General features: G+C 54.7%; 22 protein-coding genes and 1 riboswitch. Of the genes, 12 read left to right on the top strand and 10 right to left on the bottom strand.

Annotated features, from left to right (window positions below):
- The first annotated feature begins 165 nt into the window (after positions 1–165).
- From RCF31_RS16060 to RCF31_RS16035, 6 genes are all read left to right on the top strand, one after another.
- Positions 166–1,725, top strand: a complete 1,560-nt coding sequence (locus RCF31_RS16060; RefSeq protein WP_416411670.1) for a BglG family transcription antiterminator — start codon at positions 166–168, stop codon at positions 1,723–1,725.
- A gap of 18 nt (positions 1,726–1,743) precedes the next feature.
- The gene (locus RCF31_RS16055) at positions 1,744–2,214 is read left to right on the top strand and encodes a PTS sugar transporter subunit IIA (protein ID WP_299459550.1); all 471 of its coding nucleotides are present in this window, start codon (positions 1,744–1,746) and stop codon (positions 2,212–2,214) included.
- A gap of 22 nt (positions 2,215–2,236) precedes the next feature.
- The gene (locus RCF31_RS16050; RefSeq protein WP_013510517.1) at positions 2,237–2,551 is read left to right on the top strand and encodes a PTS fructose transporter subunit IIB; all 315 of its coding nucleotides are present in this window, start codon (positions 2,237–2,239) and stop codon (positions 2,549–2,551) included.
- A gap of 11 nt (positions 2,552–2,562) precedes the next feature.
- Positions 2,563–3,654: a PTS fructose transporter subunit IIC gene (locus RCF31_RS16045; RefSeq protein WP_084876845.1), complete on the top strand. Its 1,092-nt coding sequence runs from the start codon at positions 2,563–2,565 to the stop codon at positions 3,652–3,654.
- Between the two features lie 9 nt (positions 3,655–3,663).
- Entirely contained in the window at positions 3,664–4,515 is an 852-nt protein-coding gene (locus tag RCF31_RS16040; RefSeq protein ID WP_299459544.1) for a class II fructose-bisphosphate aldolase, read from the top strand.
- Between the two features lie 98 nt (positions 4,516–4,613).
- Positions 4,614–5,477, top strand: a complete 864-nt coding sequence (locus RCF31_RS16035) for a ketose-bisphosphate aldolase (protein WP_084876847.1) — start codon at positions 4,614–4,616, stop codon at positions 5,475–5,477.
- A 95-nt stretch (positions 5,478–5,572) separates the two neighbouring features.
- Here the strand turns inward: RCF31_RS16035 and RCF31_RS16030 are convergent, their stop codons facing one another.
- Positions 5,573–6,340, bottom strand: coding sequence for a transporter substrate-binding domain-containing protein (locus RCF31_RS16030; RefSeq protein ID WP_416411669.1), 768 nt, complete (start codon positions 6,338–6,340; stop codon positions 5,573–5,575).
- A gap of 153 nt (positions 6,341–6,493) precedes the next feature.
- Here RCF31_RS16030 and RCF31_RS16025 point away from each other — a divergent pair, with 153 nt between their 5' ends.
- Entirely contained in the window at positions 6,494–7,075 is a 582-nt protein-coding gene (locus RCF31_RS16025) for an NAD(P)H-dependent oxidoreductase (protein ID WP_313685878.1), read from the top strand.
- A gap of 32 nt (positions 7,076–7,107) precedes the next feature.
- Complete coding sequence (locus RCF31_RS16020) at positions 7,108–7,416, top strand: putative quinol monooxygenase (protein ID WP_299459532.1); 309 nt, start codon at positions 7,108–7,110, stop codon at positions 7,414–7,416.
- An 88-nt stretch (positions 7,417–7,504) separates the two neighbouring features.
- On the opposite strand, the gene RCF31_RS16015 is transcribed toward RCF31_RS16020, so the two are convergent.
- Genes RCF31_RS16015 through nudF form a run of 6 tightly spaced genes read right to left on the bottom strand, consistent with a single transcriptional unit; the run spans position 7,505 to position 12,916 of the window.
- Entirely contained in the window at positions 7,505–8,404 is a 900-nt protein-coding gene (locus RCF31_RS16015) for a LysR substrate-binding domain-containing protein (RefSeq protein ID WP_416411668.1), read from the bottom strand.
- A 55-nt stretch (positions 8,405–8,459) separates the two neighbouring features.
- Positions 8,460–10,355, bottom strand: a complete 1,896-nt coding sequence (gene parE / locus RCF31_RS16010; RefSeq protein ID WP_299459526.1) for a DNA topoisomerase IV subunit B — start codon at positions 10,353–10,355, stop codon at positions 8,460–8,462.
- 47 nt (positions 10,356–10,402) lie between these two features.
- Positions 10,403–10,984 (bottom strand): esterase YqiA, encoded by a 582-nt coding sequence (gene yqiA, locus RCF31_RS16005; protein WP_299459524.1) that lies wholly within the window; start codon positions 10,982–10,984, stop codon positions 10,403–10,405.
- Between the two features lie 3 nt (positions 10,985–10,987).
- Complete coding sequence (gene cpdA, locus RCF31_RS16000; protein ID WP_299459522.1) at positions 10,988–11,815, bottom strand: 3',5'-cyclic-AMP phosphodiesterase; 828 nt, start codon at positions 11,813–11,815, stop codon at positions 10,988–10,990.
- A 43-nt stretch (positions 11,816–11,858) separates the two neighbouring features.
- Positions 11,859–12,284: a DUF1249 family protein gene (locus RCF31_RS15995; protein ID WP_084876855.1), complete on the bottom strand. Its 426-nt coding sequence runs from the start codon at positions 12,282–12,284 to the stop codon at positions 11,859–11,861.
- Entirely contained in the window at positions 12,281–12,916 is a 636-nt protein-coding gene (gene nudF / locus RCF31_RS15990) for an ADP-ribose diphosphatase (RefSeq protein ID WP_416411667.1), read from the bottom strand. The genes RCF31_RS15995 and nudF overlap by 4 nt, the downstream gene beginning before the upstream one ends.
- 213 nt (positions 12,917–13,129) lie before the next feature.
- Here nudF and tolC point away from each other — a divergent pair, with 213 nt between their 5' ends.
- From tolC to RCF31_RS15975, 3 genes are all read left to right on the top strand, one after another.
- A complete protein-coding gene (gene tolC, locus RCF31_RS15985) occupies positions 13,130–14,605 on the top strand; it encodes an outer membrane channel protein TolC (protein WP_416411666.1) in 1,476 nt (491 codons plus the stop codon).
- Between the two features lie 142 nt (positions 14,606–14,747).
- On the top strand, positions 14,748–15,407 hold the full coding sequence (locus tag RCF31_RS15980) for a DUF1190 family protein (RefSeq protein WP_299459511.1): 660 nt from the start codon (positions 14,748–14,750) through the stop codon (positions 15,405–15,407).
- Between the two features lie 8 nt (positions 15,408–15,415).
- Positions 15,416–16,579 (top strand): glutathionylspermidine synthase family protein, encoded by a 1,164-nt coding sequence (locus RCF31_RS15975; RefSeq protein WP_416411665.1) that lies wholly within the window; start codon positions 15,416–15,418, stop codon positions 16,577–16,579.
- A 38-nt stretch (positions 16,580–16,617) separates the two neighbouring features.
- Here the strand turns inward: RCF31_RS15975 and ygiD are convergent, their stop codons facing one another.
- Both ygiD and ribB read right to left on the bottom strand, forming a co-directional pair.
- Positions 16,618–17,403, bottom strand: a complete 786-nt coding sequence (ygiD, locus tag RCF31_RS15970) for a 4,5-DOPA dioxygenase extradiol (protein WP_416411664.1) — start codon at positions 17,401–17,403, stop codon at positions 16,618–16,620.
- A gap of 174 nt (positions 17,404–17,577) precedes the next feature.
- Positions 17,578–18,234: a 3,4-dihydroxy-2-butanone-4-phosphate synthase gene (gene ribB / locus RCF31_RS15965; protein ID WP_299459502.1), complete on the bottom strand. Its 657-nt coding sequence runs from the start codon at positions 18,232–18,234 to the stop codon at positions 17,578–17,580.
- A 107-nt stretch (positions 18,235–18,341) separates the two neighbouring features.
- A riboswitch (FMN riboswitch) is annotated at positions 18,342–18,491 on the bottom strand.
- Positions 18,492–18,661: 170 nt separating this feature from the next.
- On the opposite strand from ribB, the gene ubiK reads away from it, so the two are divergent.
- A complete protein-coding gene (gene ubiK, locus RCF31_RS15960) occupies positions 18,662–18,946 on the top strand; it encodes a ubiquinone biosynthesis accessory factor UbiK (RefSeq protein WP_084876862.1) in 285 nt (94 codons plus the stop codon).
- 35 nt (positions 18,947–18,981) lie between these two features.
- On the opposite strand, the gene hldE is transcribed toward ubiK, so the two are convergent.
- On the bottom strand, positions 18,982–20,406 hold the full coding sequence (gene hldE, locus RCF31_RS15955) for a bifunctional D-glycero-beta-D-manno-heptose-7-phosphate kinase/D-glycero-beta-D-manno-heptose 1-phosphate adenylyltransferase HldE (RefSeq protein WP_084876863.1): 1,425 nt from the start codon (positions 20,404–20,406) through the stop codon (positions 18,982–18,984).
- Positions 20,407–20,414: the final 8 nt, after the last annotated feature.

Here is a 20,414-nt window from a genome sequence, read left to right as displayed (position 1 = left end):
CCTGTCCGCGCAAGAGGACAACATTTAGTATTGTTGCTTTTCTCTTCCTTTCCTAAATTCATACTCCATAAGACAGATATTTTTTGCGTTCCTGATTTATGGCATCTGGAAAATATAAAAAACACCATAGCAGAACACGGTTTTGCCAAAATAAAGGGGGACCGAATGCAAATACTGACTTCGCGACAACACCGATTAGTAAAACTGCTGCTGCAACAGGCCGCACCTCAGCCGTTAAAGCAACTGGCGCAGCAGCTCGGCGTATCAGAAAAAACCATCTATCGCGACCTGCAATGGCTGGAAGCCTGGCTCAGTAACTGGACCATGGTGCTGGAGAAGACCCCGGGACGCGGCGTGCGACTGCGCGTTGATGATATCCAGCAGCGCCTGCAACTGGAGCAGCAACTGAACGGCGATGACAACAGCGATGCCCTGAGCCACAACAGCCGCCGGGTAAAGATTGCTTCTCAGTTGCTGAGTGATGCACCGCGTGAAACCTCAATCAGCAAGTTGTCAGAGCGTTACTTTATCAGCCACGCTTCGATCGTGAATGACCTGAAAGTGATTGAAGAGTGGTTGCAACCGCTGGGATTAACGCTGGCGCGCGGCCCAGGTGGCACGCACATTGAAGGTAATGAACAGACACTGCGCCAGGCGATGGTGTCACTGATTAATGATGTGATGCAGCAAAACGTGGCGGGCACGCCGCTGCTGCCACGGCTCGACCCCGGTAGCCAGCAGGCGCTGGTGCATTACTTCGGTGACGAGGATGTCGCTTTTGTGCAGGCGCTGCTGTTACAGATGGAGCAGCAGCTGAGTTATCCGCTGGGTGATGCCTGGTATCTCAATCTGTGTACCCACATCTTAATCATGATGCATCGCATGGCGCAGGGTAACGTGCTGGCCTTACAGACCACGCTTGCCGCGCAGGACCTGGATAAACGCATCCTGACCATTGCGCAGCAGATGGTCAGCCAGATTGAAGCACGCATCGGCTGTGCGCTTCCGGCGGATGAGGTGGGATTTATTTATCAATATATTGTCTCGTCCGGCATTGTGGTGGAAGAACGCGGCGATCATGCGCCGTTGCATAATCAATTTTCCACTGCGGAATCGGTCAAAATAACCTGTGAATTAATCGATCGTTTCTCGGCATTAATTCAGCAGGATTTATCTCAGGACCGATTATTATTCGACGGATTACTGGTACATATTAAGCCGTTATTAAATCGCCTTAAATATCACATCCATATTCGTAATCCGCTGCTGGAAGATATTCAGCAGGAGATGAAAGAAATATTTTTCCTGACGCAGCAGGCGATGCAATTGACGGCGAGCGCTTACGATCTTTCACCGGTCGCAGATGATGAAATTGGTTACCTTTGCGTCCATTTTCAGACGGCGCTGGAGCGGCAGATTGCCCACAAACGCATTCTGGTGGTGTGCTCCAGCGGCGTCGGCACCTCACATCTGCTGAAAAGCCGGATTCTGCGCGCCTTCCCGGATTGGGAAATCGCCGGAGTGGTATCGGCGAGTAATCACGCCGCCTTTTGCCAGCATGAAGCGGTGGACCTGGTGATTACCACCATTCACCTCGCCACCGGAGCCATTCCCAGCGTGTATGTCAGTGCATTTTTTAACGATGACGATATCCGGCGGGTGACTGACGCCATGATTGGCAGCCAGCTGCCGCACCGGGCGAATGACGCCCTGGCTGAACATTAATTGAATGAGGTCTGACTGATGGATATTTCCCGCATTCTGACGCCGCGCCGCGTCAATCTGGCCCTGACTGCCACCAGCAAAGAAGAAGTGATTAACGAACTCACCGAGTTGCTTTATCAGGACGGTGCCATCAGCGATCGCGAAGCCTTTATCGCTGATGTCTGGCTGCGTGAAGCGGAAGGCTCCACCGGCTTTGAAAACCATATCGCCATTCCACACGGCAAATCAGCGGCCGTGCGGCAAACCACGTTAGCCATTGGGCGTACCCAGCAGGATATCCCCTGGGAAACGCTGGATGGCAGCCAGGTGCGCTGCATCATCCTGTTCGCGGTGCGACTGGAAGATCAAAACACCACCCACATTCGCCTGTTGTCGCAGGTGGCCAGCGCGCTGGCCGATGATGAGGTGATTGCCCAACTGCTGGCGGAAAACGACCCCGGCAATATCATCCGGCTGTTTAGTCAGTACGCCGAAACCGACCTCTGTTAACCCTACTCTTCTGAGGTGACACATGAACATCGTCTGTGTAGCGGCCTGCACGGCAGGCATCGCGCATACCTACATCGCGCGGGAAAAACTGATTAAGGGCGCCCATGCACTGGGCCACACCATCCACGTCGAAACGCAGGGCACCATCGGCACCGAAACGGAACTCACCCGCGAGGCGATCGCCGCTGCGGATGTGGTGATCCTCGCGGTTGACGTGAAGATCAAAGGCGAAGAGCGCTTCCAGGGCAAACCTATCGTGAGGGTGAAAACCGAAGTGGTGATCAAGTCACCGGTGAAATTCCTCGAAAAAGTGGCGGATTCACTGGCGCGCGCCTGAGGAGATCCATCATGAATGACAACAAACGTCAGTATGGTCAGGAGATCAAAGGACATCTGCTCACTGGCATCTCCTGGATGATCCCGCTGATCGTCGCCGCCGGGATCTGTATCGCCTTAGGCCAGGTGATTGGTGGACCGGATGTCGGTAAACACACCGGCACCCTTGCCTGGATGCTTAACCAGATCGGCGGCTGGGGCATGGGACTGATCGTCCCGTTGATCAGCGCGGCGATCGCTTACTCGATCGCCGATCGCCCCGGCTTTGCCCCGGGTTTGATCGTCGGCTTTATCTGCGGCCAGATTGGCACCGGCTTTATCGGCGGCATTCTCGGCGGCTTCCTGGTTGGCTACACCGTATTGCTGCTGCGCCGCACCATTAAATTGCCGCAGTCGATGCAGGGCCTGATGCCGATCATGGTGTTGCCGCTGCTCAGTACCATCATCGCCGGACTACTGATGATGACCTTCATCGGCCAGCCGATTGTCTGGTTGCAGCAGACGCTGATTCATTTGCTGGAATCGATGCAGGGCGGCTCGAAGTTTGTGATGGGCGCGATTCTCGGTGCCATGGCCACCTTCGACTTTGGCGGCCCCATCAATAAAACCATGTCGCTGTTTGCCGATGGCATGCTGGTCGATGGTATTTACGGGCCGGAAGCGGTGAAGTTTGTCGGTTCGATGATTCCGCCTTTCGGCATCACCCTCTCCTTCCTGCTGACGCGTCACAAGTACACCAAAGCAGAAAAAGAGGCGCTGAAAGCCGCCTTCCCGATGGGGATCTGCATGATCACCGAAGGCGTAATTCCGATAGCCGCGCGTGACCTGCTGCGCGTGGTTGCCAGCTGCGTGGTGGCCTCAGCCATTGCCGGTGGGTTGATCATGGTCTGGGGCGTGGAAGCACCGGTACCGCACGGCGGTATGTTTGTGGTGCCGCTGTTCACCAAACCCTGGCTGTTCTGTCTGGCGCTTGGCATCGGCACCGTGGTGTGTGGCGTGATGCTGTCGCTAATGAAGAAAACCGTTACCCAGGCGGATGAAGAGTTCGACGATGTGGAGGCCCCTGGCGTCCGCGATGAAGAGATCAAATTCACTCTGGAATAAGGAGCCACCATGTTTGCCATGATGAATGACCTGATTCGGGCAGCAGCGCAGCAGCGGTACGCAGTGCTGGCGATCAACTGCTTTAACCTTGAGACCACGCGCGCCGCCATTCAGGCCGCCGAACAGCAGCGCGCTCCGCTGATCCTCAATGTGTATCAGGGGCATAGCGCACATTTCCCTCCCCCCGTGGCGGTGCCGCTGGTACGGGCGCTGGCAGCAGATGCCACGGTGCCGGTGGCGCTGGCCCTTGACCACGGCAAAGCCTTTCCGCTGATTGGACAGGCATTTCGCGCCGGGTTTACCGGCCTGATGATCGATGCATCATCCGAGCCACTGGCGGAAAACATTCGTCAAACCGCGCAGGTAGTGAAGATGGCGCATACCGCTGGAGTATGCGTTGAAGGCGAGCTGGGGCATATCGCCGATGCCCCGACTTATGAACTGGCCGATGCCGCCGTAAAGATGACCCAGGTAGCAGATGTGCTGCCGTTCGTTGAGCAAACCGGGATCGATCTTCTGGCGGTCTCGGTGGGTACGGCGCATGGGCTGTATCCGGCTGGCGTGCAGCCGAAAATTGATTTCCAGCGCTTGCAGGAACTGCATGCCGTCTCCCCCCTCCCGCTGGCGCTGCATGGTGGCTCGGGAACACCCGCCGGGGATCTGCGCCGCGTCAGCCAGTTTGGCGTCGCCAAGATTAACGTCGGTGCCGCGGTATTTGATGCCGGTAAGAACGCGTTGCAGCAGGCCATGAAACAGCATCCACACGCCGAGCTGGCGGATTTGCTCGGGCTGATGGAATCCGCCTGCCGCGAAGTGGTGGCCGAGTACCTGAGCTGGTCGGGTTCGGCGGGCAAAGCCTGACACCCGCGCGATAAATCACAGATTTTCCCAATTTTATTCATCATCGGGTCGGCGCTGCCGTCGGCCCTGACTAAACATCACCTGAAGGAAAATATAACATGTTGATTTCTATGAAAGAGATGTTGGCACCTACCCGTGAACACCGTTTTGCCATCGGCGCTTTTAACGTCGCGGATAGCTGCTTTATTCGCGCCGTGGTGGAAGAAGCTGAGGCGACAAACACGCCAGCCATCATCTCGATCCACCCCAGTGAACTGGAGTTTGTCACCGATGAGTTCTTTGGCTACGTGCGGGAACGTACGCTGAAAAGCAAAGTGCCTTTCACCATTCACCTTGATCACGGAGCCTCCATTGCTCAGGTGCTGCGCGCCATCCAGTGCGGCTTTACCTCGGTCATGATTGATGGTTCGCTGCTGCCCTATGAAGAGAACGTCGCACTGACCAAAGAGGTGGTGAAGCTGGCTCATGCAGTCGGGGTGTCGGTCGAAGGTGAATTGGGTACCATCGGCGATACCGGCACCACGGTGGAAGGCGGCGTCAGCAAGGTGATTTACACCGAACCGGCGCAGGCAGAGGATTTTATCCAGCGCACCGGCGTGGATACTCTGGCGGTGGCGATTGGCACCGCGCACGGCATCTATCCGAAAAATATGAAGCCGGAATTGCAGATGCATATTCTTAAGGACATTTCGCAGCGTGTGACCATTCCTTTGGTATTACATGGCGGCTCCGCTAACCCGGATGCCGAGATTGCCGAGGCGGTGACACTGGGGGTGGGGAAAATTAATATCTCCAGCGATATGAAGTTCGCCTACTTCCAGAAAGTGCGCGAGATTCTGGCGCGGGAAACCTGGTGGGACCCGAATGTCATCTACCCGGAAGCCATCGCGGCGGCGAAAGGGGTGATTCGCTACAAAATGAACCTGTTTGGCGGGTTGGGCAAAGCCAGCTTGTATCGTTAATTGCGGGATGCCGTTCGGCGTAGCGGCGCGGTTTATCGCACTGGTTTTAAGGGCCAGGGCGCGCGATAAATCGCGCCGCTACGGGTGCAATTGGGTTATTTGATCACACCCAGCCACTGCTCTGCGATACGCGCATAATCACCGGTGGCGGTGCTGAGATGCAGCCACTGATCAACGTACTGTTTCCAGCTCATATCATCGCGCGGGATCATATAGGCCTTCTCACCGTACTGCATCGGTTGTTCCGGATTGAGCGCACACAGCTGTGGATAGTGCTTCTGCTGGAACAACGCTTCTGACGCGTCGGTAATCATCACATCCGCTTTTTTATCCACCAGCTGCTGAAAAATGGTGACGTTATCGTGGAACAACGTCAGCGAGGCATTGGGCAAATGGCTGTGCACAAAGGCTTCATTGGTGCCACCCGCCGGTTCAATCACGCGTACCTGCGGCTGGTTAATTTGGTCGATGGTTTGATACTTCGCTTTGTCGGCACAACGCACCAGCGGGATTTTGCCATCCACACCCAGCGGCTTCGCGAACCAGGCAATTTGCTGGCGTTTCAGCGTGACCGACACACCACCCAGCGCAATGTCGCAATTCCGCGTGACAAAATCTTCGCTCAGGGTTTTCCAGGTGGTGGGCACCCACTGCACTTTGGCACCCAGGCTTTCCGCCAGCGATTCTGCCATGCTGATGTCCAGCCCTTCATACTGCCCGTCACTGCGCAGATAACTGTAAGGTTTGTAATCCCCTGTGGTGCAGACTTTAAGGGTTTTGCTGTCACGTACCTGATCAAGATGGGATTGCGCCTGGACAACGCCGCTGACCAGAAGTAACGCACTGAATAACATGGTTTTCATTTTTCTTCTCTGTGTAGTGTTTGCTTGCAGATTGTTCCACACGCTGACGCATTATTGCGTTAAAAGCAAAAGTCTTGTGATCCAAAACACATTTTTCCCCATCGCGCGCGCGCGTAGAGTGAGCATAAATTTCTCACATGGAGCGCATGTAGCATGAGCAAAATTTTAATTATTGATGGCGGTAAAACCTTCGCCCATTCGAAAGGCGAGCTGAACCATACGCTAACCGAGGTGGCAGCCAGCCTGCTGCGCGATTTGGGTCATGACGTTAGCGTCACCGTGGCGGACAGCAACTATGTGGTTGCCGACGAAGTAGAAAAATATCTCGCCAGCGACGTGGTGATTTATCAGATGCCGGGCTGGTGGATGGGCGAACCCTGGACAGTGAAAAAGTATATCGATGACGTGTTTACTGAAGGCCATGGCTCACTCTATGCCAGCGACGGTCGTAGCCGCGCCGACGCCAGCAAAAAATACGGTTCTGGTGGCCTGATTCAGGGCAAAAAATATATGCTGTCGCTGACCTGGAATGCGCCACTGGAGGCCTTCACCGATCCTGAACAATTCTTTGAAGGTGTGGGGGTTGACGGCCTGTATCTGCATTTCCATAAAGCCAACCAATTCCTCGGTATGACCGGGTTGCCGACTTTTATTTGTAATGATGTGATTAAGCAACCGGACGTGCCGCGTGATATCGAACGTTATCGGACTCATCTCAGCCAAATTTTTGCTTAACTGTAAGCACAACGGTAAAAAAAGGACATCTCATGCTGACTGTGGTTGCTGAAATCTGTATCAAACCGGGACGCCGTGCGGCGGTACTGGAAGCGATTAACCGCCTGATCCCCACCGTGTTGCAGGAAGAAGGTTGCCATCAATACGATGCGCTGGTGGATCACCAGGCGCAGGTGCCGTGGAAGCACAACTCCCCGGACTCGATTTTTATGCTGGAGCAATGGGAATCGCTGCGCCATCTGGAACAGCATCAGCAGATGCCGCATATGGATGCGCACCGCGCCATCATTAAAGATGATGTGGTGGATGTGAAGATTCTGGTACTGGAAGCGGCTAAATAATCATATCACCCGTAGCGGCGCGATTTATCGCGCGGGGTTGGTTCTCGCGCCCAAAAGATTGCGCGATAAATCGCGCCGCTACAGGTGCTTATAGCAAGCCATTTTGCTCAATTTTTTCCCGCAAAAAATCCAGAAAACAGCGGATACGCGAAGCCAGTGATTGATTGCGGTAATACACCGCGTGAATCGGTAAACGTAGCTCGCGGGTTTCTGCTGCCAGAATCTGCACCAGCCTGCCACTGGCACGATCCTCACGGCTGACAAAATCCGACAGACGTACAATGCCCTGACCCGCCAGCGCCAGCTGACGCAGAGTTTCGCCACTCGATGCCGCCAGCGTTGGCCTGACACGCAAAAACACCCCTTCCTGTTGCCAGACCGGCCAGACGTTGTGAGCCTCAAGCTGGCTAAAACCCAGCAGTTGATGCTGCTGCAAACTGGCTACCGTCTCCGGCTCGCCATGCTTTGCCAGATAAGCCGGGCTGGCCAGTAGCCGGATAGCACTGCTGCCCAGCACCCTGGCACGCAGCGTGGAATCACGCAGTTCACCCACGCGGATAGCAATGTCGGTTTGCTGCTCCAGCAGATCAATCACGATATCGTCGGTGTTCAGCTCCAGCTGGATTTGTGGGAAACGCTGACGAAATTCGTCCACCAGCGGCACAATCACATGCAGCATAAAGGGAGCCGCGGCGTTGACGCGTAAACGTCCGGCAGGAATATCACGTCGCTGGATAATCTGTTCTTCTGCCAGCTCCACCGATGCCAGAATCTGACGGGCGTGTTCGAGGAAGATTTGTCCTTCCTCTGTCAGCGCCAGGCGGCGTGTGGTGCGATGCAGCAAGGTGGTAGCGAGTTTGCTCTCAAGACGGGTGAGCGCCCGACTGATACCGGAACTGGTTTGTTCCAGCTGCTCGGCGGCGCTGGTGATCGAACCGGTATCCACCACCGTCACCCAGGCGCGTAACTCTTCCAGCGTGATCTTCACTGTTTGCTTCCTATAGCGGTGCCGATAAAAAAGGGCGCCGCAGCGCCCTGATTTCTTAAACTTCGATGTCGGCTAAATCGCCTTTTTCCTGCAACCAGTTACGGCGGTCTTCAGATCGTTTCTTCGCCAGCAACATATCCATCACGCGCAGGGTCTGCTCCACATCGTCATCGCTGACGGTGAGCTGTACCAGGCGGCGGGTGTTGGGATCGAGTGTGGTTTCGCGCAGCTGTAGCGGGTTCATTTCACCCAGACCTTTAAAGCGCTGCACGTTCGGCTTGCCTTTTTTACGTTTCAGCTGCTCCAGCACGCCCTCTTTCTCGTCTTCATCCAGGGCGTAATACACTTCTTTGCCGAGATCGATACGATAAAGCGGCGGCATCGCCACATACACGTGGCCATTTTTCACCAGCGAGCGGAAATGCTTCACAAACAACGCGCACAGTAGCGTGGCAATGTGCAGACCATCGGAGTCCGCATCCGCCAGGATACAGATCTTGCCGTAACGCAGTTGGCTGAGATCGTCGCTGTCAGGATCGATACCGATCGCGACCGAGATATCATGCACTTCCTGCGAAGCCAACACTTCATCCGAGGAGACTTCCCAGGTATTCAGGATCTTACCTTTCAGCGGCATGATCGCCTGATACTCACGATCGCGCGCCTGTTTGGCCGAGCCGCCTGCGGAGTCACCTTCCACGAGGAACAGTTCGGTTTTATTCAGGTCCTGCGCGGTGCAGTCCGCCAGTTTGCCCGGCAGCGCCGGTCCGCTGGTGAGTTTTTTACGCACCACTTTTTTCGCCGCACGCATACGACGCTGTGCGCTGGAGATCGCCAGTTCCGCCAGTTGTTCTGCGGCCTGCACGTTCTGGTTCAGCCACAGGCTGAAAGCATCTTTCACCACTGCCGAAACAAAGGCAGCACACTGACGTGATGACAGGCGCTCTTTGGTCTGTCCAGCGAATTGCGGATCCTGCATTTTTACCGACAGCACATACGCGCAACGATCCCAGATATCTTCCGCCGAGAGTTTCACCCCACGTGGCAGGATATTGCGGAATTCGCAGAATTCACGCATCGCATCCAGCAGACCCTGACGCAAGCCGTTAACGTGCGTACCGCCCTGCATGGTCGGGATCAGGTTGACGTAGCTTTCCGTCAACAGTTCGCCGCCTTCCGGCAGCCACAGCAACGCCCAGTCAACCGCTTCCACTTCACCGGCAAAGCTGCCAACAAAGGGTTTTTCCGGCAGCGTCGGCAGCCCGTTAACCGCTTCGCACAGATAGTCCGTCAGACCGTCCTGGTAACACCAGCTCTGCTCGGTATTGTTGACCTGGTCTTTAAAGACGATTTCCACCCCCGGGCACAGCACTGCTTTGGCTTTCAGCAGGTGGCTCAGGCGGGAAACGGAAAAGCGTGGGCTGTCGAAGAAACTCTCATCCGGCCAGAAGTGTACGCTGGTCCCGGTGTTGCGCTTCGCTACCGTACCGGTAACGTGCAAATCCTGCACTTTATCGCCGTTCTCAAACGCGATGTTGTAGACCTCGCCATTCCGGCGCACCGTGACTTCAACACGTTTCGACAGGGCGTTGACCACCGAGATGCCCACGCCGTGCAGGCCGCCGGAGAACTGGTAGTTTTTATTCGAGAATTTACCGCCCGCATGCAGACGGCAAAGGATCAGCTCAACCGCCGGCACCCCCTCTTCCGGGTGGATATCCACCGGCATGCCACGGCCGTCATCAATGACTTCCAGTGACTGGTCGGCGTGCAGAATCACTTCAACCCGTTTGGCGTGACCAGCCAGCGCTTCATCGACGCTGTTATCGATCACTTCCTGGCCCAAATGGTTAGGGCGTGTGGTGTCGGTGTACATGCCAGGACGACGACGTACAGGTTCAAGGCCGGTCAGGACCTCAATGGCATCGGCATTATAACTTGATTGGCTCATCGTAACAGTCTGATTAGCAATATGAAAATTGGCACACTACACAGTTGTCAGGGGTGGTTCAACCCGAGAAAATCAACAATCTGCGTAAAATGGCGTTCGAATCCGGTAAAAGCATGATTGCCGCCCTCTTCGACCGTCTGACGACATGCGCTGTAATAATCCAGCGCCTGACGGTAGTCGAGAACTTCATCGCCAGTCTGTTGCAACAGCCAGATTAGATCGGGTGCTTCCAGAGGGTCAATCTGCATTACTTTCAGATCGTAAATGTGGCGTGACTCTAACACATATTGCTGACCGGTGTAGGGATTCCGGTTCTCACCGAGATAATCCACCAGCAGTTCAAAGGGCCTTACGGCGGGATTCACCACCACCGCAGGCAGCATAAAACATTGTGACAACCAGGTCGCCAGATAGCCGCCAAGCGACGATCCCACTAACCCCAGAGTTTCACCCGCATGCTCCAGCACCAGATCTTCCAGCACCATGGCCGCATCGGCAGGAAACGGGGGCAGTTGCGGCACAATCACCTGGATTGCAGGATGCTGTTGCTGCATCCACTGCTGTAGCTGCGTGGCTTTTGCCGATTGCGGTGAGCTGTTGAATCCGTGCAGATAAATCAGCGCCGCCATCGTTTAGTAACCCTCGGAGTCAAGATCAGGTCGGAATGCGTCAGTTTGCAGACGATTCACTTCAGTTTGCAGCATGCCGTCTGGCTTAAGCGTAAACCAGCGCCAGCCTGGCGCCACCGTATCAATGGTGAAGTTGGTGCAGTGCGGTTTGAACTGCACACAGGTTGATGGCGTCGCCAGTACGCGACGGCCATGCCAGTCGAGATCCAGTTCCTGATGGATATGACCACACACCAGATTACGCGCGCGCGGGAAGTTTTGCAGCACCGCTTCCAGCTGATGAGGATTGCGCAGGCTGTGCTGATCCAGCCAGGTACAACCGGACGCCAGCGGATGGTGATGCAGTAACACCAGCGTGTGGCGCTCTGGAAATTTAGCCAGCGTTTTTTCCAGCCATTCCAGCTGATATTCACTCAGCATCCCGTGTGGAACGCCAAAGACCTGACTATCCAGCAGTACCAGCTGCCAGTATTCACCCAGCAGCACATGCTTATCCGCCGCAATCCCCGCTTCGGCCAGCGTATTGACCATCGCGGGCTGAAAATCGTGGTTGCCGGGCAACCAGACACAGGGTTTAGGCAGACGTGCAATACCTGTTACGAAATGCTGATAAGCTTCGACCGAATGGTCCTGAGCAAGATCCCCCGTGGCGATAATCAGGTCGTAATCGCGCTGCTGCGCCTCAATGGCGTCCAGCACTGCATCAAAACTCGACCAGGTATTCACCCCAAGCAGCGATTGGTGTTTTCCTGCGAAAAGATGGGTATCCGTGATTTGTAAAATCCTGATATCGGCCCCACTCGCCGCAGGAAGAGTTAGCAGGCTATCCAAAGCGTTTCCTTAATCTCCACGCTATTGCGCACATTATACGCTATCAGCAGACGGGCAATGCCACGGCACCGTGTGCCAGGCAATAGCGTAACCAATCCGCAAGGAACTGGTTTATCTGATGTTTTTCATCGCGCTGATGCAATTTTTTATTAGGATAATCATAGCGCGCTTTAAAACGATAGATCTGCTGTGTGGAACACACTTCAGCGACCATCGCATCATGGTAGAGCCGCACTGACATCGACGGCAGGCTCCAGTAGCTCACCGCAGGGGCTACCTGGCGAATTTCCACCAGCGTAGTGTAACGCGTTGATTCCTCGATGGTCAGCTGATAACTGGCGCCATTCACCTGATAGGTCACCGAAGCACCTGCTTCGTCGCCCTTAGGCAGCAGGCGGCGTAACTGAGCGAAATTGGTCTCGCACAGGCGCATCATTTCGGGAAAGTCAGGGGTATAGCGCTGTCTCATGTTGGCTTCCACTCTTCTCTTAGTTTCTCATGGTGCAACGCCAGCCATTGCAGGGCGATGACAGACGCAGCGTTATCGATAATCCCCTCTTCCACCCAGCGATAGGCCTGTTCGCGGCTCACCACATGGACAAGAATATCCTCATTCTCTTCCTCCAGCCCGTGATTTCCCTCTGCCTGGCTGGCATCCACTTCCCCGACCAGAATCGACAGGCGCTCTGAGGTGCCGCCTGGACTGGCAAGGTAACTCACTATCGGTTTGGTGCGCCCAACCTTGAGGCCCGCCTCTTCCACCGCTTCGCGGCGCGCCACCTGTTCGATGGTTTCACCGGGTTCAATGATCCCGGCCACCATTTCCAGCAGCCAGGGCGTTGCACTGGCATCAAGCGCCGGGATGCGGATCTGTTCGATCAGCACAACTTCATCACGCAGGGGATCATAGGGTAGCAGGACAGCAGCGTGGCCGCGCTCAAAAACTTCGCGCTGCACTTCACCGCTCATTTCACCATTAAAAAGACGGTGGCGAAAACGATAACGAACAATAGAAAAAAAACCGTCGTAAAGTGTTTCGCGTGCAATAATTTCTACATCGTTTTTTGTGAAAGTCACAGGGGATTTTTTTTCATCAGCCATCTTCTGGCTCCTTATGCAGATTGGGATGGAGCGAAGAAAAGCCAACCCTTGTGCTCCATCCGAGTGGTTCTTTCTGAATTATTTACGTAAATTAGAGGAAGAAGGCACGTTCAGCCAACTTATCTGTCGCGCCGTCTCTGCTAGAATCGGCGATTATTTTTTGGCTTACCTGCAGCGCTACCAGTGCAATTTGCTGCAACAAAAGGAATGCAAATGAAAAAACTGCTCCCACTTTTTATTGGATTGAGCCTGGGCGGTTTCAGCCTTGCCAGCCAGGCAGAGAACCTGCTGCAGGTGTATCAACAGGCGCGTTTAAGCAACCCGACGTTGCGCGCTTCTGCTGCTGATCGCGATGCCGCTTTTGAGAAAATTAATGAAGCACGCAGTCCATTACTGCCGCAGCTGGGTCTTGGCGCAGATTATACCTATAACAACGGTTACCGCGACAACAGCGGCCTTCATTCCAACACGACCAGCGCATCACTGCAATTAACCCAAACGATTTTCGATATGTCGAAATGGCGTGCGCTGACGTTGCAGGAAAAAACTGCCGGTATTCAGGATGTCACCTATCAGGTTGCCCAGCAGGATCTGATCCTGAACACCGCGACCGCTTACTTTAATGTGCTGAATGCCATTGATACGCTTTCTTATACCGAAGCACAGAAACAGTCGATCTACCGCGAACTGGATCAAACCACACAGCGCTTCAACGTAGGCCTGGTGGCGATCACTGACGTGCAGAACGCCCGTGCTCAATACGACAGCGTACTGGCCAGTGAAGTGACCGCGCGTAATAACCTCGACAATATGGTTGAGGCATTGCGCCAAATCACCGGTATGGATTACCTGTCTCTGGCGGAACTGAATATTGATCGTTTCAAAACGACCCGTCCGGATGCCGTTAATTCACTGCTGAAAGAAGCAGAAAGCCGCAACCTGAGCCTGTTGTCAGCACGTCTGAGCCAGGATCTGGCACGCGAGCAGATTCGCTCCGCAGAAACTGGTCATATGCCAACACTGGATTTAACCGCCTCCACGGGGTTGTCTAACAGCAAATACGGTGGTAGCCGTGCGAACCAGAGTTCCAGCACCTCTGACTCCATCACCGGTTCTAACCAGGTTGGTCTGAGCTTCTCACTGCCGCTGTACAGTGGTGGCTCGGTGACGTCACAGGTTAAACAGGCGCAGTACAGCTTTGTCAGCGCCAGTGAACAACTGGAAAGTGCCCATCGCAGCGCGATTCAGACCGTACGTTCTTCCTTTAACAACGTGAACGCCTCAATCAGCAGCATCGATGCTTACAAACAGGCTGTGGTCTCATCGCAAAGCTCGCTGGATGCGATGGAAGCCGGTTATCAGGTCGGTACCCGTACCATCGTTGATGTGCTGGATGCCACCACCACCCTGTATAACGCTAAACAGCAACTGGCTGATGCACGTTATAACTACATGATTAACCAGCTCAACATCAAATATGCGCTGGGTACGTTGAATGAACAGGATCTGCAGCAGTTGAATGCTCAGTTGGGTAAAGAGACTTCTACGTCTCCGGAAGCCGTTGCGCCGGAAAATACGCAGCAGGCTGCGCGTGTGGATAACGGTCCGAAAGCGTCTTCAGCAGCACCCGCTGCGGCAAAAGCGCGCCCGGCAGCGGCACGCACCAGCGGTAATCCGTTCAGTAACTAAGTGAATTCGGGGCCGTTTACGGCCCCTTTCTCATTCAAACGTATAGCTACGTAAAGATCCCCTCACCATCCGGCCTGTCGCTTTAATTTCAACCACTCACCCCTTATCCTATGCGTTACCTTTGGGCACAGGATGAAATGAAATGAAACGGACTAAAAATATTCGACATGCCGCTTTCCGTAAAAGCTGGCAGGCACGCCATTTAACGCCAGTGGCACTCGCGGTGACCGCCGTGTTTATGCTGGCTGGCTGCGAACAGAGTGACGAAACCGTCTCGCTTTATCAGAATGCAGACGACTGCGCCAAGGCCAATCCGAGCCAGAGCGCACAATGTACCACCGCGTATAACAACGCGAAGAAAGAAGCGGAACGCACCGCCCCTAAATACGCGACGCGTGAAGATTGTGTGGCGGAATTTGGTGAAAACCAGTGTCAGCAGACCCCTGCTCAGGCGGGCACCAATGCCGAAGCCCAGCAGAGTGGCAGCTTCTGGATGCCACTGATGGCCGGTTATATGATGGGTCGTATGATGGGCGGTGGCGCAGGTTTTGCGCAGCAGCCGTTGTTCTCACCCAAAACCCCCAACAGCCCGGCGAATGGCCAGTTTGTTGATGCATCCGGTAAGAACTACGGAACGGCAACCTCTGGCCGTACCATGAACGTGCCGAAAACCGCCATGGCACCAAAACCCGCCACCACGTCAACCATCACCCGTGGCGGTTTTGGTGAAACAGTAGCGAAACAAAATACCATGCAGCGCAGCAGTGCCACCGGCACCAGCTCCCGCTCGCTGGGAGGCTAAGCAGCATCATGCAACGTATTGCCATCACCGAGCGCCCGGACTGGCGCGAAAAGGCCACCGAGTATGGTTTTCAGTTTCACACCATGCATGGCGAACCTTACTGGAGTGAAGAGGCGTATTACCAGTTCACGCTGGCGCAAATTGAGCAGCTGGAAGATACCACTGCGGAGCTGCATCAGATGTGCCTCCAGGTGGTGGATAAAGTGGTGAGCAGTGAAGCACTACTCACCCGCTTCTGCATTCCAAAGCACACCTGGGACTTTGTGCGTGATTCGTGGAAATCACGCCAGCCCTCGCTCTATTCGCGTCTCGATTTGGCCTGGGACGGCAAGGGCGATATCAAACTGCTGGAGAATAATGCCGATACACCAACCTCACTGTATGAGGCGGCATTTTTCCAATGGATTTGGCTGGAAGATCAACAGAATGCGGGTAACCTGCCGCAGGGAAGCGACCAGTTTAATAGCCTGCAGGAGAAGCTGATTGCCCGCTTCGCTGAGTTACATCAGCAGCATGGCTTTAACTGGCTGCATTTCGCCTGTTGTCGGGATACTGAAGAGGATCGCGGCACAGTGCAATATTTGCAGGATTGTGCTACCGAGGCCGGTCTACCGAGTGAATTTCTGTATATCGACGAAATCGGTTTAGGTGAAAAAGGCCAGTTTACGGATCCCAATGATCAGATAATCAGTAACCTGTTCAAGCTTTATCCGTGGGAATTTATGCTGCGCGAGGTGTTCTCCACCAAGCTGGCAGATGCCGGGGTACGCTGGCTGGAACCGGCATGGAAAAGCATCATTTCCAACAAAGCCTTGCTGCCATTGTTGTGGGAAATGTTCCCAAATCATCCCAACCTGTTGCCCGCTTACTTTGCCGATGCCGCCAATGTGCCACCGATGGACAAATACGTGGTGAAACCGCTGTTTTCGCGTGAAGGTGCCAATATCCGCATTATCGAACACGGTCAGGAAATTGCGCGTGTCGATGGGCCATATGGTGAAGAAGGGATGATTGTGCAGGAGTTCTATCCACTGCCGAAATTTGGCGATAGCTACACGCTGATTGGTAGCTGGCTGATTGACGATCAACCTGCTGGGATCGGGATACGTGAAGATCGTGCACTGATCACGCAGGATCTGTCTCGCTTCTATCCGCACACCTTTATTGAGTAATCTGCTGCCGCCCGCAGCTATTGCGGGCGGCATCAACGTTACCCCACCTGAACCGAAAGCATGCTGATAGCACCCATCTCCATCCCTTCCACCGGGATAGACACGGGTTCATCTGTGCCACGCGCACCCAGCACGTACAGCAACGGCAGGTAATGGTCAGGGGTCGGGTTAGACAATTTCGCCCCTTCGTGTTGCAGGTAATTCACCAGCGGATTGTTCTCGATATCACCCTGATAATTCAGGTTATCCAGCACATACTGGTTGAAGCTTTCCGCCCACGGATAGGCTTCAGTTGCGCCTTCCCAGCGTAACATGCGCAGGTTATGCACCACATTGCCGCTGGCAACAATCATCACGCCGCTATCACGCAACGCCGCGAGTTTACGTCCCAGCTCAAAGTGCCAGGCAGCGGGTTTGGTGCCATCGACGCTCAGCTGTACCACCGGGATATCGGCATCAGGATACATTTTTACCAACACGCCCCATGAGCCGTGGTCAAATCCCCATTCCTGATCGAGATGCACCGCCACCGGTGCCAGCAAATCCGCCACTTCCTGAGCCAGTTCCGGTGAACCCGGAGCCGGGTAACGCACATCAAACAACGCCTGCGGAAAACCGCCGAAGTCGTGGATGGTGCGCGGATTGTTCATCGCCGTCACCGCCGTGCCGCGCGTGTACCAGTGCGCCGATACCGCCAGAATCGCGCGTGGACGCGGTAGTGTTGCGCCTAGATGTTGCCAGGCCTGGGTATAGCGGTTGTCTTCCAGCACGTTCATCGGGCTACCGTGGCCGAGAAACAGAGCGGGCATGCGGGTGTTGCTCATGATTAATCCTCTGACGAAGGTCGTTTTCTTAAGCTTAAGATACGCCGATTCGTTGCCGGATTAACGCTGATAACCATGATGATCTTTATCAGGAAATTTGAATAAGAAAGGGGGTAAGCAAGGGGCATAAAAAAGGCCGGATGATGATCCGGCCTCAGGGGATGCTGTGTCGGCTTAGCTTGCCTGACGGGTTTCGCGCTGACGGCGATACGCCACCAGATCTTCAATTGTCACTACCGGCATATCATGCTGCTTAGCAAACACAATCGCTTCCGGAGCATGCGCCATGCTGCCATCATCGTTGGTCAGTTCACACAGCACACCCGCAGGTTTGAAGCCAGCAAGTGTAACCAGATCGATGGTGGCTTCGGTATGACCACCACGTGCCAGCACGCCGCCTTCACGGGCGCGCAGCGGGAACACATGGCCCGGACGGTTCAGATCGCTTGGTTTCGCGCCATCAGCAACAGCGGTACGAATAGTGGTGATACGATCTTTGGCAGAAACGCCAGTGGTCACACCCTGCGCGGCTTCGATAGTCACGGTAAAACCGGTGCCGAAGGAGCTGGTGTTGTTCTCCACCATCATCGGCAGATCGAGCTGCTGACGGCGTTCTTCAGTCAGGCACAGGCAAACAATGCCGCTGCCGTGGCGGATGGTCAGCGCCATCTGCTCAACAGTCATGGTTTCGGCGGCAAAGATCATGTCGCCTTCGTTTTCACGATTTTCATCGTCCAGCACCATCACACCGCGACCATTACGCAGTGCATCGATGGCGCGTTCTACACGCTGTTCCGGCGTGCCAAATTCAGAAAGTAGCGTCTGATTCATGGTAAAAAACCTTTATTTAAAATATGAGTTACCAGAATCAGGGCGAGCTTAGGAGTGCGTAAAAAACACATGGCAATAACGTGACACGGGCATAGCCCGTTTGATGTCGTTACCCTCTCCCATCCGGACTTTAACCGTCGGCCCCGGAATTACACCGGATCTGCTGACCTTCCACTTTGCAGTGGAAGCGCTCGCGGGCTTTCAGCCGAAGCTGATTTACCGCCGGTGGGGAATTTCGCCCCGCCCTGAGAATAAGCAAAATCACTATAGCGCCAATCATCTGGTCGGGCAATCAACAAAAGCGCAAATGCTTTTGCATTTCCTGCTGTGCAGATTTCAGGTTTAACCTTTTCGTTTCTGGCATTACACTTAAGGCTTATAAAGACCGAACACGTGCTGTCATCGGCCCCGTAACCAGGAAATTATCATGATCGACACGAAAAAAATTGAACAACTGGCTCGCCAGGTGCACGAAGCCATGCCGAAAGGAATTCGCGAATTTGGCGACGATGTCGAAAAGAAAATTCGTCAGGTTTTGCAGGCGCAATTAACCCGTATGGACCTGGTTAATCGTGAAGAGTTTGATGTGCAGACCCAGGTTCTGCTGCGTACTCGCGAGAAACTGGCGGCGCTGGAACAGCGTCTGGCTCAGCTGGAAAGCCGCAGCGTGCCACCCGCCGCTGACGTGGTGAAGGCTGAAGAAAGCAAATAAAAAATGGGAGCCTGAGGCTCCCATTTTTATGCCGCTTAATGGCTGCGAATGGTTTTGATGATATTGGTGGTAGAGATACCGTCTTCGAAGTTGAGCACCCGCACGTCACCGCCGTTGGCCCACACCTCTTTACTGCCTGCGATATCTTCCGGTTTATAGTCACCGCCTTTCACCAGCAGATCCGGCAGCACTTCAGCGATCAGGCGCTGCGGCGTGTCCTCTTCGAATGACACCACCCAATCCACCGCCTCCAGTGCACCCAATACAATCATGCGATTTTCCAGCGGATTGACCGGACGCGTCTCGCCTTTCAGGCGTTTGGTCGACGCATCACTGTTAACCGCCACAATCAGACGATCGCCCAACTTGCGCGCATTCGCCAGGTAGGAAACATGTCCCGCATGGAGGATGTCGAACACACCATTGGTCATCACCACTTTTTCGCCGCGCTGGCGAGCCATTGCCACCGCGGCTTTCAGCTGTTCCTCGTCCATAACGCCAAAACCGCTATCCGGGCGGGCATGGATCGCATTCTCCAGCTCAACCGGGCTGACAGTTGACGTACCCAGCTTGCCAACCACCACACCCGCCGCCGCATTCGCGAGGAAACACGCTTCTTCAAGGCTTTCACCAGCAGCCAGTACCGCAGCCAGCACACCAATCACCGTGTCACCGGCACCCGTCACGTCATACACTTCCTGCGCCTGGGTGGGCAGATGCAGCGGTGCTTTACCCGGTTGCAGCAAGGTCATCCCATTCTCTGAACGGGTCACCAGCAACGCAGAAAGATCATAATCGGCCATCAGTTGCACGCCACGGCTGACAATCTCGTCTTCGTTTTTGCATTTGCCAACTACCGCTTCAAACTCTGACAGATTCGGCGTCAGCAGCGTAGCACCGCGATAGCGGGCAAAATCGGTGCCTTTCGGGTCGATCAATACGGGCACTTTGGCTTCGCGCGCCAGCTGGATCATGGTCTGCACGCTATTCAGCGCCCCTTTGGCATAGTCAGACAACACCAGCGCTCCCGCCTGGGCCAGCGACTGACGCAGACGCTGATGGATCGGTTCAGGATCGACCTGCTCAAACCCCTCTTCAAAATCGAGACGAATCAGCTGCTGATTACGCGACAGTACGCGCAATTTGGTAATGGTCGGATGGCTTTTTACCGCCACGAAATCGCAGTCCACCTTCACCTGCTGCAATGTGCTGCTCAGCACACGCGCCGCATCATCTTCGCCGGTCAGGCCAATCAGACGTGAAGCCGCCCCCAGTGCTGCAATGTTCATCGCCACGTTGGCCGCGCCGCCAGGACGCTCCTCCACGGTATCCACTTTCACCACCGGCACCGGTGCTTCAGGAGAGATACGGCTGGTAGGGCCATACCAGTAGCGGTCTAACATCACATCACCGACAACCAGCACAGCGGCCTGGTTAAATGCGGGCAGTGTTACTTTCATTCCAGAGA

It is taken from the genome of Pantoea sp. App145 (genome assembly GCF_047947045.1).
Taxonomy (GTDB): Bacteria; Pseudomonadota; Gammaproteobacteria; order Enterobacterales; family Enterobacteriaceae; genus Pantoea.
The sequence above is the reverse complement of the archived record's forward strand: the minus strand, read 5'-3'. Positions and strand labels throughout refer to the sequence as shown.

Coding starts and splice junctions, on each gene's coding strand:
- RCF31_RS16060 (WP_416411670.1), top strand. CDS start 166: ATGCAAATACTGACTTCGCGACAACACCGATTAGTAAAACTGCTGCTG.
- RCF31_RS16055 (WP_299459550.1), top strand. CDS start 1,744: ATGGATATTTCCCGCATTCTGACGCCGCGCCGCGTCAATCTGGCCCTG.
- RCF31_RS16050 (WP_013510517.1), top strand. CDS start 2,237: ATGAACATCGTCTGTGTAGCGGCCTGCACGGCAGGCATCGCGCATACC.
- RCF31_RS16045 (WP_084876845.1), top strand. CDS start 2,563: ATGAATGACAACAAACGTCAGTATGGTCAGGAGATCAAAGGACATCTG.
- RCF31_RS16040 (WP_299459544.1), top strand. CDS start 3,664: ATGTTTGCCATGATGAATGACCTGATTCGGGCAGCAGCGCAGCAGCGG.
- RCF31_RS16035 (WP_084876847.1), top strand. CDS start 4,614: ATGTTGATTTCTATGAAAGAGATGTTGGCACCTACCCGTGAACACCGT.
- RCF31_RS16030 (WP_416411669.1), bottom strand. CDS start 6,340: ATGAAAACCATGTTATTCAGTGCGTTACTTCTGGTCAGCGGCGTTGTC.
- RCF31_RS16025 (WP_313685878.1), top strand. CDS start 6,494: ATGAGCAAAATTTTAATTATTGATGGCGGTAAAACCTTCGCCCATTCG.
- RCF31_RS16020 (WP_299459532.1), top strand. CDS start 7,108: ATGCTGACTGTGGTTGCTGAAATCTGTATCAAACCGGGACGCCGTGCG.
- parE (WP_299459526.1), bottom strand. CDS start 10,355: ATGAGCCAATCAAGTTATAATGCCGATGCCATTGAGGTCCTGACCGGC.
- yqiA (WP_299459524.1), bottom strand. CDS start 10,984: ATGGCGGCGCTGATTTATCTGCACGGATTCAACAGCTCACCGCAATCG.
- RCF31_RS15995 (WP_084876855.1), bottom strand. CDS start 12,284: ATGAGACAGCGCTATACCCCTGACTTTCCCGAAATGATGCGCCTGTGC.
- nudF (WP_416411667.1), bottom strand. CDS start 12,916: ATGGCTGATGAAAAAAAATCCCCTGTGACTTTCACAAAAAACGATGTA.
- tolC (WP_416411666.1), top strand. CDS start 13,130: ATGAAAAAACTGCTCCCACTTTTTATTGGATTGAGCCTGGGCGGTTTC.
- RCF31_RS15980 (WP_299459511.1), top strand. CDS start 14,748: ATGAAACGGACTAAAAATATTCGACATGCCGCTTTCCGTAAAAGCTGG.
- RCF31_RS15975 (WP_416411665.1), top strand. CDS start 15,416: ATGCAACGTATTGCCATCACCGAGCGCCCGGACTGGCGCGAAAAGGCC.
- ygiD (WP_416411664.1), bottom strand. CDS start 17,403: ATGAGCAACACCCGCATGCCCGCTCTGTTTCTCGGCCACGGTAGCCCG.
- ribB (WP_299459502.1), bottom strand. CDS start 18,234: ATGAATCAGACGCTACTTTCTGAATTTGGCACGCCGGAACAGCGTGTA.
- ubiK (WP_084876862.1), top strand. CDS start 18,662: ATGATCGACACGAAAAAAATTGAACAACTGGCTCGCCAGGTGCACGAA.
- hldE (WP_084876863.1), bottom strand. CDS start 20,406: ATGAAAGTAACACTGCCCGCATTTAACCAGGCCGCTGTGCTGGTTGTC.